Raw genomic sequence first — 13,205 nt, 5'->3', positions numbered from 1 at the left:
CTTAAATTACAATGCGGCTCACGCAATAAGCAGGGCCGCATTGTAATTAATATTTATAAATAATTCATGTTGTCGAGTTCATAGTACAAAAGATTATTACTTTTTAATCCAATGCATCATTTCACGCAATTGTCCGCCCACCACTTCAATCGGATGGTTAGCTTCATTACGACGAGTAGCCGTCAGGAATGCACGTCCAGATTGATTTTCAAGGATGAAGTCACGAGCAAATTTACCTTGTTGAATGTCAGTCAATACATCCTTCATGGCTTTCTTCGTATCTTCCGTTACCACGCGTGGTCCAGTTACATAATCGCCATATTCCGCTGTATTACTGATGGAATCACGCATCGTTGCCAATCCACCTTCATACATCAAGTCAACGATCAGCTTAAGCTCATGCAAGCATTCAAAGTATGCCATCTCAGGAGCATAACCTGCTTCAGTCAATGTTTCAAAGCCCGCTTTTACGAGTGCGCTCACGCCGCCACACAATACCGCCTGCTCACCGAACAGATCCGTCTCCGTTTCTTCACGGAAGGAGGTTTCAATTACGCCCGCACGTGTACAGCCAATGCCTTTTGCGTATGCAAGACCGATTTCTTTGGCTTGACCCGTTGCATCCTGCTCAATTGCGATCAACCCCGGTACTCCAAACCCTTCTACATAGGTACGACGTACCATATGTCCTGGGGATTTTGGAGCAACCAGCAATACATCGCTATCTTTAGGAGCTACGATTTGTCCAAAATGAACGTTGAAACCATGGGAGAACAAAAGAGCTGCGCCTTTTTTCAGGTTAGGTTCAATTTCATTTTTGTACACAGAAGCTTGAGTTTCATCAGGTAACAAAATTTGAACCACATCTGCACGGCTTGTTGCATCAGCTACGTTCAGAACTTCAAAACCGTCGTTTCTTGCGACATCAGCTGATTTGCCTTCACGCAAACCAATAACAACATTCACACCACTGTCACGCAAGTTTTGTGCTTGAGCATGTCCTTGGCTACCGTAACCAATAACGGCCACTGTCTTTCCTTTCAATACGCTGAGTTCTGCATCTTTTTCGTAGTACGTTGTAACTGCCATGGTTAATTTCCTCCTTTTAATTGGACCCTTCATAATGAGCGGGTACCCCAAGAGACTTTCCCTCGTGCTCAGTATCTAAAAATCTCTTCGAGCCCCCGCTCTTATGCGGGCGGTTCTTTATTGATGTAATGCGCTATAAGCGGTAATTCGTTAAAGCTCCATATTAAGCATTGCCACGTATCATAGCTGTAACCCCGGTTCGAGTCAACTCCCGAATACCGTAAGGCTTCAACAACTCGATCATGGCATCAATTTTTTCTGTATCGCCAATGACCTGTACGATCAAGCTCGTCGTTCCAACATCAATTACAGCTGCTCTGAATGTTTCTACCACACCCATGATCTCTGGCCGCTGAGGCGGTTCTGCCTTTACCTTTATCATCGCCAATTCCCGAGCTACCATCGGCTTGGAACTGAGATCGATGACCTTGATCACATCAACCAGCTTGTAAAGCTGCTTTTCAATCTGCTCCAAGTTGTTCTCATCCCCTACAGTCACAATGACCATACGGGATAATCCAACTTCTTCCGATTGTCCCACCGTTATGCTCTCAATGTTAAAGCCTCGGCGACCGAACAGGCCGGACACACGTTGCAAAACGCCGGGTTGATCATTTACCAGTACAGCAATGGTATTTTTTGTTGTCATTTTACTCGTCCCCCATCAGCATTTGATCAATTGTCGAACCTTGCGTCACCATCGGATATACATTCTCTTCCTTGCTGACTACAAACTCGACAACGACCGGTCCGGGTGTATCAAGCGCCTCCTGCCAAGCCCGACGTGCCTCTTCCTTATTCGTAGCACGCAGTCCTTTGACTCCGTATGCTTCGGCAAGTTTCACAAAATCCGGACTTCCAGCCAGGTCAATGTGACTATACCGATTGTTATAGATCAATTCCTGCCATTGACGAACCATTCCAAGAACCTGGTTGTTGATAATTACGATTTTAACCGGAATGTTATTGATTGCACAGATGGCTAATTCCTGCGAACACATCTGCATACCGCCGTCCCCGTTAATCGATATTACCAATCTGTCGGGATTGGCCATCTGAGCACCGATTGCAGAAGGGAAACCAAATCCCATCGTACCGAGTCCACCAGAGGTGACCCATGAACGTGGCTGATTGAATTTGTAATACTGCGCTGCCCACATTTGATGCTGTCCCACGTCCGTCGTTACGATTGCGCCGCCCTTGGTCGTTTCATCCAACAGCTCAACAACCCATTGTGGTTTAAGCACCGTTTCAGAATCCTTATATGAATAAGGTTTCTCTTTCTTCCAATGCTGAATTTGCGCTCTCCATGCATCAGCTCGATCCGCACGTTTCACATCCTGATTCAGCAATTCCAGCACTGCCTTCACGTCACCCACGATAGGAATATCCGCTGCAACATTTTTTCCAATTTCAGCAGGGTCGATATCAATGTGGACGATTTTAGCTTGAGGAGCAAACCCATCCAACTTGCCTGTTACCCGATCATCGAAGCGGGCTCCGATACAGATCAACAGATCTGACTGTTGAATCGCTTGATTGGAGGTGTATGTTCCATGCATCCCCGGCATCCCCGTCCACAGTTCATGTCCACTTGGGAAACCACCCAATCCGAGCAATGTTGTCGTAATAGGAATTTCCGTTTTACGAACAAACTCGTAAAGTGCTTCATGTCCACCGGAGTATACAACTCCTCCACCTGCCAGAATGAATGGACGTTCTGCTTCGGAAATAGCTTGAGTTAGCTTGTCTAGTTGAATTTTGTTGGGTATCACTTTCGGGTTATAACCCCGCATGGTCACAGGTTCCGTTTGTGGAACAAACAACGTCTGGGCTGCAGAAATATCCTTCGGAATATCAATCAGCACCGGTCCCTTGCGCCCTGTGTTGGCAATATGAAATGCCTCATGGATGATTCGCGGCAGATCCTCCACATCTCTTACCAGATAGCTGTGCTTCGTAATCGGCATTGTAATTCCCGTGATATCGGCTTCCTGGAAAGCATCCGTACCGATCAGGGAAGATATAACGTTACCCGTGATGACCACTAACGGCACCGAATCCATAAAAGCCGTCGCAATACCAGTTACCAGATTTGTCGCTCCAGGTCCGGAAGTGGCGATACAGACACCCACTTTACCGCTCGCCCGTGCATAACCATCTGCCGCATGAATAGCTCCTTGCTCGTGACGAGTGAGGACATGCTTGAAATCCTTAAAGCCATACATGGCATCATAGATATAAAGCACTGCACCACCAGGATATCCGAAGACACAATCTACTCCCTCCAGCAACAGGCTACGGAGTAAAATTTCCGAACCTGTAATCACTTCAGGCTTCATCCACTTTTCACGTAATTCATTGGTTGACCTAACTTCAGGAATTTGTGCACTCATTGGTCATCCTCCTTTACAAAATTTACATACATCTGACATTTGTAAAAACAAAAAAACCTTTCATCCCTAGAACAGACTTGCTGTTACTGAGGGACGAAAGGCTGTAGCTTCCGTGGTACCACCCGTGTTTGCCCGATATTTCGCAATATCGAACCTTGGCAGGTACAGAAATCACAAAGGATCTCCATATCTGGCGTCTGTAACGTAGACCGTACGATTTTCCCTAATAGGTGATTCAGCGCACCGTTAATATCATCGGGCCCAAATACTTTTCAGGAAAACAGCTCCAAGGTGAGCTCGTTAAAAAGGGATTTTGGTGAAGCTTGCAGCTAATGCCTCACTCTCTGAACAAAAGAGCCCTAATCACTTCGTCCTCTTCATTGCCGTTGAGTTCATGTCATTCTTTCAAATGTTTAGACACATTATATGTCTCTCATCTGGGATAGTCAATACCCATAATTCATAAAAATTTATGTTTCTTTTCTGAAGCACCTCAGAGTCGCACGCTTGTAAGAGGTACCCGCATATTATAAAAAAGACCACACGGTGAGACAGTGCACTCCTCCAAAGCCACGTCTTATCTTGTTAAAAGGGTAGAAAAGGAGGCCCGTTTATGATTCGAAAACGAAGCTATCAAGATGACAGCATCATCTTTCGTCTCATCGAGCAAGAGCTTGTCCCCCTATCGCATTTAAGTGCCCCAGAAATGGAACAAATACGCAAAGAATTACCCCGGCGCTTAAACCGGGGCATCACTTTTGTAGCTTGCAGACCGGATAATGCACAGGTTGTTGGCTTCATTCATGTTATGCTGCATGGCGAACTATTATACATTGATTTGATCGCAATCTCTTCGGCTCATCAAGGTATGCGATACGGAAAAAAACTGCTGGAGCATGCCGAACACTACGGACGACTGCGTCGCTGCAAGCGGGCTAAAGTTATGGTGGACGAAGACAATATCAGGGGGATCCATTTTTATCTACGTCATCAATATCAAATGCTGCGCTACGTAGCTCTGAGCCGATGCCACGAACTCGAAAAGTCACTGTAAAAAGTATCTTTTTCGAGCTCAAGATTTTGTATGACTAAAATAAATTAGGGTAATACGGATATCCTACTCCGGGGTACCCCCCGTCTGTATACGGGCCTGGCTGCGGACCATATCCTGGTCCTCCATAACCTGGACCGTAGCCACCATATCCCCCACCATAGGCACCAATGTATGGAGCTGTGCCGATGGCAAGCAAGTCAAACAGCACCAGAGGAATAATCGCCTTCGTGTTTACTTTTTTCTTGCGGTTTGGTTGAAGAACCAGTCGGTTACCCGAAATGCGAATCAGCTTGCCGCTGACCTGGGAACCATCCTTGCGAGTAGCAAAGATGACTTTGCCAACAAGCTTCTCCACCTGCTTTCTGGTTACTGCCTGTTTCATCGTATTTCCTCCTTCTTTCTCAACGGATGGACAGATTGAACGGCTCCTTGATAGCTCATCACCACCACAAAATAGACCGGAGCTGACAGGGGCCGAGCGTCCCGTCCAATCTGCATAGCACAGTCTATTCCATTCATGCCAGTGGCGTATGTTTAAATGCCTGCACAATATAAAAAAATCTGGTACCTGCACATGCAGATACCAGATTTTTTATACACCAATGTACATTTTCAAAACATACACATCAGCTATTTATAAGTTTTAACGCTTGCTTGGATCATAAAGTTGACCCAAAGCGGCCGGAGCACGCGAACGTCCGACAGCCGCTACCAGTACAATAATCGTCAAGAGATATGGCAACATAAAAATAATTTCCTGGGGAATACTTTGGGACCATGCGAACAGCTGCACATAGTTGCGAATGGCTTGTGAAAAACCAAAAAACACTGCTGCGCCAAAAGCGCCGAGCGGATTCCACTTACCGAAAATCATAGCGGCAATAGCAATATATCCCTGACCCGAAACTGTATTGTGCGAGAACATATTGGTTGTAGTCAGAGTGATTGTAGCCCCACCAATCCCAGCCAACGCCCCACTGATCATAACACCAATATACCGAAGACGATTTACTTTAATACCCACTGTATCGGCCGCTCCTGGATGCTCCCCAACGGAACGCAAACGCAAGCCAAACGGTGTTTTATACAAGGTGAAATATCCAATAATAACCAATAGAATGGCTAGATATGTCGTTGGATAGGCTTGGAAAAAGGCTTTTCCTGCAATCGGGATATCCACAAGGTAAGGGATGGATATTTCGTTGAAACCCTGAATCCGACCCGTGTCACCATCACCCTCAAATAAAAGCTTGACCATGTACAGTGTACTACCCGCTGCCAAAAAGTTGATAACTATACCACTTATTACCTGATCGGCTTTAAACGTAATAGAGGCCACAGCATGAATTAGCGAAACCAGAATACCGAACACCGCAGCTGACAGCACACCTACCCAAGCCGCAGAGGTGCCTCCTAGTCCAGCTTGCTCGGCATAAAATCCGCCAACACCCGCTGCAAACGCTCCAAATACCATAAGTCCTTCCAACCCGAGGTTCGTTACACCGGATTTTTCTGAAAAAACTCCGCCGAGAGACGCAAAAATAATCGCCGTCGCAAAAACGAGCGTTGTATGGATTAATTCACCAAGTGTTAACCAACTCATTCTACAACACCTTCTCTTTCTTCCGCTTGGAGTAGAGCGGCTTCACAACCCAACGTACAATACCTTGGGCCGCAATGAAGAAAATAATCGAGCCAATAACAACCCGGATAATTTCGGGCGGTACATCTGCGCTAAAGCTCATCCCCGCAGAACCATACGTAAGCGTTCCGAACAAAACAGAACCGAGCAGCACACCGAATGGGTTATTCATCCCAATCAGAGCTACAGCGATACCGTCAAAGCCGGTTCCCGGTGATCCTGCCATGACAGATTGATAATGGAATACTCCTAGCACTTCAAAGGCACCTGCCAATCCGGCAAAAACTCCACTAATGAACATCGCTTTTATGATATTACGATTTACATTCATACCTGCATAGCGGGATGCATCCTGATTAAATCCGACAGCCCGAAGCTCATAGCCTTGCTTTGTTTTCCACATGAAAATGTAGAAAAAGACTGCCGCCAGCACTGCAATAACTGTACCCCAATGTACCCGAGCATTCCCCATCATCTGGGACAGCCATTCGATGGAAATTGAAGCAGAAGGCTGAATATCCACAGAACGATTTTCACCATCCATAAGTGCGAACTGATTGATCACCAAATTAGCCAAATACAGACCAATCCAGTTCATCATAATACATGTAATAACTTCATTCACGCCTCGTTTGGCCTTCAAATAGCCAGCAATCGCAGCCCACAAGCCTCCGAAAACTGCACCTGCAATCACAGCTAGCGGTGCATGTATGATAGCTGGCAACCCATGGAGTTTAATGCCCACAATCGAAGCAGCTGTCATACCTACCAGAAACTGACCTTCGCCGCCAATATTAAACAATCCGGCGCGGGCCGCAAAAGCAAATGCCAGCCCCGTTAAAACCAGCGGAGTCATCTCACGGATAGCCTCTCCAAAGTTATAAGAATCTCCGTATACACGGCTAAACAAAGCAGAATAGGCCACAATAGGGTCATACCCGCCAATCAGCATCACAATAGCACCCAGAAGGAGACCCAAAATAATAGAGACCAGCGCCAGTACAAAGGAGTCTTTTGTGAATATTTTCAATAGATTAGCCATTCTCTACTCCTTTCTTCACTGCACTTCCTGCCATCATCAGTCCCAGTTCCTGGTCATTCGTTTCTTCTGGCAGCACTTCCCCGACAATCTTGCCCTCATAGATGACAGCAATTCGGTCGGATACATTCATAATCTCATCCAGTTCAAAAGATATGAGCAACACAGCTTTACCTTGGTCCCGCTGGGCAATCAGTTGTTTCTGGACAAATTCAATAGCTCCGACATCCAGACCGCGTGTAGGCTGTGCTGCAATGAGAAGGTCTGGATTTTTATCAATTTCACGCGCAATGATAGCCTTCTGCTGGTTCCCACCAGATAATGCTCTTGCCTTCGTGTGAATATCCGGTGTCCTTACATCAAACTTTTCGATAAGACTTTTGGCCTGTTTCTCTATAGCATCTTTGTTCAAGAAGCCATTTTTACTGTAAGGCGCCTGGTAATACGTCTCCAGCACCATATTTTCACTCATAGAAAAATCGAGCACCAACCCATGCTTATGACGGTCCTCCGGTATATGTGAAACGCCTGCCTCTGAAATTTTGCGTGGTGGCTGATTGGCCACCTCTTGTCCGAGCAAACGGATGCTTCCGTCATCCACCTTGCGTAAGCCTGTCAAAGCTTCAATCAGCTCACTCTGTCCATTTCCATCTACTCCGGCAATCCCCAAAATCTCGCCCGCCTTGACCTGAAGGTTCAACTCATTTAGAACATTAATGCCATCCTTGTTTTTAGAAATTACATTGTTCATTTCCAGTACCGTTTGTCCTGGTTGCGCAAGCTGCTTGTCCACTTTAAAGGACACACGACGGCCCACCATTTTCTCAGCCAGCTCATTTGGTGTTGTTTCAGACGTCTTGACCGTATCAATAACCTGACCTCGGCGAATGATCGTAACCGTATCTGCAATTTGCATGATTTCTTTAAGTTTATGAGTAATAAGAATAATTGATTTGCCTTCAGCGACCAAGCGCTTCATAATATCCAGCAACTCAGTGATCTCCTGCGGTGTCAGCACAGCTGTAGGCTCATCGAAAATCAGAATATCTGCACCGCGATAGAGCGTTTTGATAATTTCTACACGTTGCTGCATACCAACAGATATATCCTCAATTTTGGCATTCGGATTTACCTGAAGACCGTACTGCTCAGACAGCCGCTGTACTTCTGCGGCAGCCTTTTTATAATTGATTTTCAGACCCTTACGTGGCTCCGAGCCCAGGACAATATTTTCGGTAACGGTAAACGGCTGTACGAGTTTAAAATGCTGATGCACCATGCCAATCCCCAGATCAATCGCCTTATTTGGACTATCAATCTGTACGGGTTTACCTCCGATTTCAATTGTCCCTTCATCCGGCTGATACAGTCCGAAAAGAATATTCATAAGCGTAGATTTACCCGCGCCATTCTCACCCAAAAGGGCATGAATTTCTCCCTTATGCAGCTTGATGCTGATGGAGTCGTTGGCAACGATGCCGGGGAATCGTTTTGTAATTTGCTTTAACTCAACGACGGGGGTCGCTGCATCCATGAGATCACCCTTATACACTTTATAGTATGTGCTCCAATGAGCTGATTTTGCCCGTTATAATCCATATAACTCCAGACGTAAGAACAAGGCTAGTCTTATGAACCAGCCTTGTCGCTACTTCTATGTTCTTCAAGCCAAAACTTATTTCGAAGGAACTGTAATTTCGCCCTTAATAATTTTTTGCTTGTATTGTTCTACAAGATCAAGCACGTCTTTAGGTACGTTTTTCGTTGATGTGTCTGCCAAACCAATACCATTATCCTTCAGAGCCAGTGTCTCGACACCACCCTTAAATTTACCATCAATTACTTCTTTAGATACGCGTTTTACAGCTTCATCTACACGTTTTACCATCGAAGTCAATGTTACGTCGTCACCAAACTCAAGTGATTGGTCTTTATCTACGCCAATAACCCATACTTGCTGACCTTGTTGCTTACGTGCGAGTGCTTCATTAAATACACCTGTACCAGATCCGCCAGCTGCATGGAAAATAATATCCGCACCGCTGTTATAGATCGTCGCAGCTGCTGCTTTACCCAGGTCCGGCTTATCAAATGCACCTGTGTAGTTAACTTCCAATTTTGCATTTGGATTTACAGCTTTAATTCCTGCTTCGAATCCTTTTTCAAAACGTTTGATCAATGGGCTGTCTTGTCCACCCACAAAACCAATTTTGTTTGTTTTGGTAAGCTTACCAGCTACAACCCCCACCAAGAAGGAACCTTCATTTTCAGCAAAAACAACCGATTTTACGTTAGGCGCATCCACGACACTGTCAATGATCGCCAAATTCTTGCTTGGGTTGTCTTTCGCTACTTGTCCAATCGCATTCGCCAGATTAAAACCGATTCCCCAAGTCAGGTTAAAATCACCCTTAACAAATTGGTTCAGGTTAGGAATATAATCTTGATCGGATTTACTTTGCAGGTATTTAACTTTAACGCCCGATTCTTTCTCAGTGGCTTGTAGTGCCTCCCAAGCAGATTGGTTAAACGATTTGTCGTTTACTCCACCCACATCTGTAACCATGCCGATTTGGACATTCGATGTTTTGGCAGAACCACCTGTGTCTCCACCATTTGCGTTGGACGCACCTTGATTTTTGTTACCGCAGCCTGCGAGAATGACCGAGATCGCCAGCAGCATAACCAAAGACATACTGAACATTTTCTTCATGCTGATACTGTTCCCCCTTAGTGTTAGATCCCTGGACTGTCTCTTTTCTTTGAACATGTACATGCTCATTGCATGTCATTTACTGACGAGACAGATCGTACAGAAGACTTACTTTAGAGATTATACAATTATGATCGGCTAAAATCTAGACAATTAATAACCTTGGGTCAATTTTTTTTAAAATCTCATCAATGTAAGCGTTACAAAGTTAAAAAAAACATACATTCTTCCATCTCACGTCATATTTATTCGTATTTTGGAGAAAACGAAGTCTTTTCCGTAACATTGAGTATGTACAAAAAAAGGCATCCCTACACAGCGTACTGCTTGGGATACCTTTTTACCGCTTTCGCGGTTTCCACGCCTTCATTATTAATAATTAAGCGTTGATTTTGCCTTTAGCAACAGTTGCCAAAGAGTTGAATGCATTAATATCATTGACTGCAAGATCAGCCAAGATTTTGCGGTTAATGTCCACACCAGCCAATTTCAGACCGTGCATCAATTTGCTGTAAGACAAACCGTTCAAACGAGCTGCTGCGTTGATACGCACGATCCACAGTCTGCGGAAGTTACGTTTCGTCTGACGACGGTCACGGTATGCGTAAACAAGCGATTTCATTACCTGCTCGTTAGCTGTTTTAAAAATGCGGTGTTTGGAACCAAAATAACCTTTAGCAAGCTTCAATACTTTTTTATGACGACGACGAACGACGAATCCGCCCTTTACTCTTGCCATATCAATAGACCTCCCAAATAATGTTTATACTTCATTCATTGCAGTGCTAGTGCTATTTCAGGTTAGCAAGACCTTGTTTCAGACGTTTAACGTCCCCAGGTGCCATCTCAGGGTTAGTACCCAGAACGCGTTTTGCACGTTTGGATTTGTGGGAAAGCAAATGGTTTTTGTAAGCTTTGTAACGCATTACTTTACCAGTACCGGTAATTTTGAAGCGGCCTTTAAGGCTGCTATGTGTTTTCATTTTAGGCATTGAACTTCCTCCTTAATTTGTCATTGACTCTTTGGAGCCAATATCATAATCATGCTGCGTCCTTCGAGCTTGGGTTGGCGCTCCACGGTACAAAGATCAGCAACTTCCAATTTCACACGTTCGAGAATTTTTTGACCCACATTAGCATGGGTAATTTCACGACCGCGGAAACGAACGGAGCATTTCACCTTGTCCCCTTCATTCAGGAACTTTACCACATTGCGAAACTTGGTTTGGTAGTCATGTTCCTCGATGTTGGAACGGAACCATACCTCTTTGATGTCAACGATCTTCTGGTTTTTACGGGCTTCCTTTTCTTTCTTCTGTTGCTCATAGCGGAATTTACCGTAATCCATAATCCGACACACGGGCGGCTTCGCTTGAGGCGCCACGTTTACGAGATCCAAGTTTGCGTCAATCGCCATTTGCAAAGCTTCACGCGTCGGTGTAATCCCGATTTGTTCCCCATTCGCACCAACTAGACGTACTTCTCTCACCCGAATCTCATCATTGATCATATGTTCCTTACTAATAACCCTCCACCTCCAGAACCTGTTATTGTTGTATTGTGTTTAAGCACAAAAAAGGGATGACGACTATACAGCCGACATCCCTGTCTGATACTCAATTCATCATGAAAGTTCAATTCACAAATCATTGGATCATGACCAGCCGGCAATACCGGGCAGGTGAGAAGTCGGACCTTCTACTTGTTAATCCATACTTTTCAATTAACATACTCGAATATCTTATCACGGTGCAATCGAGGTGTCAACACTTTAATAGAAAATGAATGACACCGATCTTCAGTCCTATTTCATCGTCCAATTAACCTTGCTTGCTCTGAACCTCTTCCAGGCGAACGACACGCGTGTGCTGGGTATGGCTCCATTGCTTGTTGTTCTGTGTAAAGAACGCATAGAACGTAATCGGATACCACGAGACCAGATATACCGGGAATAGCAGCAGGTACAGATATACTTTTTTGAACGTGACCTTTTCCAAAATCATCGCGATCACAAAGGTAGTAATATTCAGACCCACAGCTATAACACCAGTCCAAGCCGGGAATTGTACATAAATATTTTCGATATTAGGTCCACCAAATAACGCTATATCTATCCACATAGCTACTGTCATCAAGAAGGTGAGCAGTACGATATACACGTTTAGACCATAAAGAGCCATATCGAATTTAATCAGGCTTCTATGCTTGATACTTTGCCACAGCAACGGGAAGAAATAACGTCGAGCAACCGTGAAATGACCTTGCATCCAGCGCAGACGCTGTCTGGACGAAGCTTTGAATGTCAACGGCTTTTCATCATATACCTTGGCATCGTAATTAAATCTTGGATATACGTTGCGTTGTGTGCAGCGCATGGTGAATTCCAAATCCTCTACGAGACTTGTTGCACCCCAGCCCATTTCCTTAAGCAGATTTGTTTCAAAGCACATGCCTGTACCACCGAGGAAATTAGCCATGTTCAGATTGTGACGTGACAGCTGCCACAAACGGTTGATGTACCAATAAGATACCCCGTATGCCGCTGTAATCCAAGAATCCTCAGGATTCTTAGTATCAATGTACCCCTGAATAACACGGGCACCTGTGCACAGATCATTGTTCATTTCACTCAAGAAATTGGTATGCGCCAAATTGTCAGCATCAAACATGACAATGGCATCATATTGGCGCGGCATAGCCCATAATTCCTTGAGCATCCACTCAATAGCGTAGCCTTTACCACGCAGATTTGGATTCGTACGTTCACAAGCATTCATGCCGTGAGCGCGAACAATATCCGCAGTCTTATCTGTGCAGTTATCACAGATTACGAACACATCGTAAAGTTCCTTCGGATAATCAAGTTGCTTCAAATTTTCCATCAATGCTCCGACAACCTGTTCTTCATTGTGGGCAGCGACTAAAATGGCAAATGATTTTTCTGGAGCCGCGTGCTCTTTCCTTTTCTTGCGAACCAATCCGAACAAGGAGAATGCAAACTGATAGACTGCGATCACCGCCAGTATGACCTGGAGCGTCACAAAAATAGCGTCTAACATGATCTCTTGTTACCCCCTTTTTTATACCCCTTAAAATCTTGCGTTTGTTTGTTTTCTATCTGTGTAGCGCAAGTTGCGGCGCTTTGCGCGCCTTTTCTGTAGTTTTTGACCCGACCCTTGCTTTCTTCATTGGCTGTGCGCAGCCCCCTTTTGGCTGACACAGGAATGCCATTACGATTTTCGTTGGTTTTCAATCTTTTGTCAAAGCCCTTA

General features: G+C 44.9%; 13 protein-coding genes. 1 reads left to right on the top strand and 12 read right to left on the bottom strand.

Features of this window, described 5'->3' with window-relative positions:
- Positions 1–96 precede the first annotated feature (96 nt).
- The 3 genes from ilvC to ilvB form a co-directional block, all read right to left on the bottom strand.
- Positions 97–1,089: a ketol-acid reductoisomerase gene (ilvC, locus tag MHI21_RS07495; RefSeq protein WP_013309387.1), complete on the bottom strand. Its 993-nt coding sequence runs from the start codon at positions 1,087–1,089 to the stop codon at positions 97–99.
- A gap of 163 nt (positions 1,090–1,252) precedes the next feature.
- A complete protein-coding gene (gene ilvN / locus MHI21_RS07490; protein WP_023987760.1) occupies positions 1,253–1,738 on the bottom strand; it encodes an acetolactate synthase small subunit in 486 nt (161 codons plus the stop codon).
- 1 nt (position 1,739) lies between these two features.
- Positions 1,740–3,485 carry a biosynthetic-type acetolactate synthase large subunit gene (gene ilvB / locus MHI21_RS07485; RefSeq protein WP_061829126.1) on the bottom strand — a complete coding sequence of 582 codons (1,746 nt, stop codon included), beginning with the start codon at positions 3,483–3,485 and terminating at the stop codon, positions 1,740–1,742.
- Positions 3,486–4,098: 613 nt separating this feature from the next.
- Here ilvB and MHI21_RS07480 point away from each other — a divergent pair.
- On the top strand, positions 4,099–4,539 hold the full coding sequence (locus MHI21_RS07480; RefSeq protein WP_165176171.1) for a GNAT family N-acetyltransferase: 441 nt from the start codon (positions 4,099–4,101) through the stop codon (positions 4,537–4,539).
- A 34-nt stretch (positions 4,540–4,573) separates the two neighbouring features.
- Here the strand turns inward: MHI21_RS07480 and MHI21_RS07475 are convergent, their stop codons facing one another.
- The 9 genes from MHI21_RS07475 to MHI21_RS07435 all read right to left on the bottom strand — a co-directional run bounded on the left by MHI21_RS07475 (position 4,574) and on the right by MHI21_RS07435 (position 12,992).
- On the bottom strand, positions 4,574–4,921 hold the full coding sequence (locus MHI21_RS07475) for a hypothetical protein (protein WP_023987757.1): 348 nt from the start codon (positions 4,919–4,921) through the stop codon (positions 4,574–4,576).
- A gap of 261 nt (positions 4,922–5,182) precedes the next feature.
- Positions 5,183–6,142, bottom strand: coding sequence for an ABC transporter permease (locus tag MHI21_RS07470; protein WP_010349245.1), 960 nt, complete (start codon positions 6,140–6,142; stop codon positions 5,183–5,185).
- Position 6,143: 1 nt separating this feature from the next.
- Positions 6,144–7,223, bottom strand: coding sequence for an ABC transporter permease (locus MHI21_RS07465; protein ID WP_039269736.1), 1,080 nt, complete (start codon positions 7,221–7,223; stop codon positions 6,144–6,146).
- The gene (locus MHI21_RS07460; protein WP_341161934.1) at positions 7,216–8,754 is read right to left on the bottom strand and encodes an ABC transporter ATP-binding protein; all 1,539 of its coding nucleotides are present in this window, start codon (positions 8,752–8,754) and stop codon (positions 7,216–7,218) included. Before MHI21_RS07460 ends, MHI21_RS07465 begins: the two co-directional genes overlap by 8 nt.
- A 141-nt stretch (positions 8,755–8,895) precedes the next feature.
- On the bottom strand, positions 8,896–9,933 hold the full coding sequence (locus MHI21_RS07455) for a BMP family protein (protein WP_061829124.1): 1,038 nt from the start codon (positions 9,931–9,933) through the stop codon (positions 8,896–8,898).
- Positions 9,934–10,312: 379 nt separating this feature from the next.
- Entirely contained in the window at positions 10,313–10,672 is a 360-nt protein-coding gene (rplT, locus tag MHI21_RS07450; RefSeq protein WP_007429517.1) for a 50S ribosomal protein L20, read from the bottom strand.
- Between the two features lie 52 nt (positions 10,673–10,724).
- A complete protein-coding gene (gene rpmI / locus MHI21_RS07445) occupies positions 10,725–10,925 on the bottom strand; it encodes a 50S ribosomal protein L35 (RefSeq protein WP_013309379.1) in 201 nt (66 codons plus the stop codon).
- A 20-nt stretch (positions 10,926–10,945) separates the two neighbouring features.
- Positions 10,946–11,443 (bottom strand): translation initiation factor IF-3, encoded by a 498-nt coding sequence (gene infC / locus MHI21_RS07440; protein WP_013309378.1) that lies wholly within the window; start codon positions 11,441–11,443, stop codon positions 10,946–10,948.
- A 310-nt stretch (positions 11,444–11,753) separates the two neighbouring features.
- On the bottom strand, positions 11,754–12,992 hold the full coding sequence (locus MHI21_RS07435; RefSeq protein WP_069291469.1) for a glycosyltransferase family 2 protein: 1,239 nt from the start codon (positions 12,990–12,992) through the stop codon (positions 11,754–11,756).
- Positions 12,993–13,205 lie beyond the last annotated feature (213 nt).

Source organism: Paenibacillus sp. FSL H8-0168 (genome assembly GCF_038592955.1).
GTDB classification, from domain to species: Bacteria; Bacillota; Bacilli; order Paenibacillales; family Paenibacillaceae; genus Paenibacillus; species Paenibacillus polymyxa_B.
Note: the sequence above shows the minus strand (reverse complement) of the source record. Positions and strands in the feature narration are given on the sequence as shown.

Excerpts from the sequence above, each read along its gene's own strand:
- ilvC (WP_013309387.1), bottom strand. The coding sequence starts at position 1,089 with ATGGCAGTTACAACGTACTACGAAAAAGATGCAGAACTCAGCGTATTG.
- ilvN (WP_023987760.1), bottom strand. The coding sequence starts at position 1,738 with ATGACAACAAAAAATACCATTGCTGTACTGGTAAATGATCAACCCGGC.
- ilvB (WP_061829126.1), bottom strand. The coding sequence starts at position 3,485 with ATGAGTGCACAAATTCCTGAAGTTAGGTCAACCAATGAATTACGTGAA.
- MHI21_RS07480 (WP_165176171.1), top strand. The coding sequence starts at position 4,099 with ATGATTCGAAAACGAAGCTATCAAGATGACAGCATCATCTTTCGTCTC.
- MHI21_RS07475 (WP_023987757.1), bottom strand. The coding sequence starts at position 4,921 with ATGAAACAGGCAGTAACCAGAAAGCAGGTGGAGAAGCTTGTTGGCAAA.
- MHI21_RS07470 (WP_010349245.1), bottom strand. The coding sequence starts at position 6,142 with ATGAGTTGGTTAACACTTGGTGAATTAATCCATACAACGCTCGTTTTT.
- MHI21_RS07465 (WP_039269736.1), bottom strand. The coding sequence starts at position 7,223 with ATGGCTAATCTATTGAAAATATTCACAAAAGACTCCTTTGTACTGGCG.
- MHI21_RS07460 (WP_341161934.1), bottom strand. The coding sequence starts at position 8,754 with ATGGATGCAGCGACCCCCGTCGTTGAGTTAAAGCAAATTACAAAACGA.
- MHI21_RS07455 (WP_061829124.1), bottom strand. The coding sequence starts at position 9,933 with ATGAAGAAAATGTTCAGTATGTCTTTGGTTATGCTGCTGGCGATCTCG.
- rplT (WP_007429517.1), bottom strand. The coding sequence starts at position 10,672 with ATGGCAAGAGTAAAGGGCGGATTCGTCGTTCGTCGTCGTCATAAAAAA.
- rpmI (WP_013309379.1), bottom strand. The coding sequence starts at position 10,925 with ATGCCTAAAATGAAAACACATAGCAGCCTTAAAGGCCGCTTCAAAATT.
- infC (WP_013309378.1), bottom strand. The coding sequence starts at position 11,443 with ATGATCAATGATGAGATTCGGGTGAGAGAAGTACGTCTAGTTGGTGCG.
- MHI21_RS07435 (WP_069291469.1), bottom strand. The coding sequence starts at position 12,992 with ATGTTAGACGCTATTTTTGTGACGCTCCAGGTCATACTGGCGGTGATC.